The organism is Kocuria oxytropis (assembly GCF_040981195.1).
In the GTDB taxonomy this organism is placed as follows: Bacteria; Actinomycetota; Actinomycetes; order Actinomycetales; family Micrococcaceae; genus Kocuria; species Kocuria oxytropis.
In genome coordinates, this window is the sequence record NZ_JAVFXA010000054.1 from 1 (window position 1) to 1,407 (window position 1,407).

Genomic DNA, 1,407 nt, shown 5'->3' on the forward strand with positions numbered 1-1,407 from the left:
CTACGACGTGTGCCCGGTGAAGATCAACATCCCCGAGATCCTCGTGCACCTGCGCGACGAAGACGTGCGCACCCGGCACGGCGAACGCTCCGACGACGGCGCCGCCGCGGCACCGGCCCGGACCCGGCGCCTGCCGCAGGCCCCGTCCGAGATGGACCTCATGATGAAGGGCGCCTCCTTCGTGATGTCCTCCGGCCGGCGCATGGCGCTCGCCGAGAAGGCCCTGCCGCTGGGCCGGGCCGTCGCGGGCAGGGACCGTGCGATCTCCTGGCTGCCCGGCACGGCCGGCGGCTGGACCGACGAGCGGGACATCCCGGCCCCGCCGAAGGAGTCCTTCCGCAACTGGTGGGCCCAGCACGCCGGCGAGACCGAGCAGCGGGTGGCCGCCGACGGCGGACCCGCCGCCGGCGCCACGGGCGGGACCACGGGCGGGACCACCCACGGGACCACGGGCGGGGTCTCCGCCGGGACGCCCGGCGGGACCTCCGGAGGCGCCCCCTCCGGGGCATCCCACGGCGCGCCGCACGAGGGCGCCGCCGGAGCACCGCAGGACGGGGCCCGGGACGACACGCAGCACGACGGAGGAGAGCGATGACCGACGCCAAGACCGAGATCCTGGCCCGCATCCGCGGCGCCCTCCACGACACCCCCGCGCCCCCGCCCGCGCGGCGCGGCTACCGACGCTCCTCGGACCGCCCGCACGCGGAGGTCGTCGAGATGCTCGAGGACCGGCTCGTGGACTACCGGGCCGCCGTCCACCGCGAGACCGCCGAGACCCTGCCGGGCCGGATCGCGGACCTGCTGGGCGTCTCCGCACGCTACGTGGTCCCCGCCGGCCTGGACCCGTCCTGGCTGCCGGAGGACACCGCCGCCCGCCGGGCACTGGCGGACCCCGGCGACGGGCGGGCCGCGTCCGCGCTGGGGACGCGGGAGCTCAACGCCGTGGACGCCGTGGTGACCTCCTCCACCGTCTCCTGCGCCGAGACCGGCACGATCTTCCTGACCGGCCGTCCCGACGAGGGCCGCCGGGCGATCAGCCTGGTCCCCGACCACCACATCTGCGTGGTGCGCCTGGAGTCGGTGGTCGAGCTGATCCCCGAGGCCCTCGCCCTGGTGGAGCCCACGGCCCCGGTCACGATGATCTCCGGGCCGTCCGCGACCTCGGACATCGAGCTCGAGCGCGTGGAGGGCGTGCACGGTCCGCGCACCCTGGACGTGATCCTGCTCGGTTGAGCCGACCCGCTGCCGCGCGGGGTTCCCCCGCCACGGCCTCCTGATCCCTACAGTTGACGTTGTCCGACAGAGAAGAAGCAGCGCCCGGGGTCCGTGCGACCGGCCGGGTGCGGAACGGGTGTTGATGTTCTCCAAGATCCTGGTGGCCAATCGTGGTGAGATCGCGATCCGTGC

Annotated in this window: 2 protein-coding genes; both read left to right on the forward strand. The window is 75.1% G+C overall.

Going from position 1 to position 1,407, the window contains the following annotated elements; all coding sequences use genetic code 11:
- The coding region (locus QYM41_RS17520) for a lactate utilization protein LutB domain-containing protein (RefSeq protein ID WP_368801050.1) at positions 1-595 on the forward strand (595 nt) is incomplete at its 5' end.
- Positions 592-1,233 carry a LutC/YkgG family protein gene (locus QYM41_RS17525; RefSeq protein WP_368801051.1) on the forward strand — a complete coding sequence of 214 codons (642 nt, stop codon included), beginning with the start codon at positions 592-594 and terminating at the stop codon, positions 1,231-1,233. The genes QYM41_RS17520 and QYM41_RS17525, both read left to right, overlap by 4 nt.
- Positions 1,234-1,407 lie beyond the last annotated feature (174 nt).

Bases quoted from the DNA above. Each gene is read 5' to 3' on its own strand.
- QYM41_RS17525 (WP_368801051.1), top strand. From the start codon at position 592: ATGACCGACGCCAAGACCGAGATCCTGGCCCGCATCCGCGGCGCCCTC.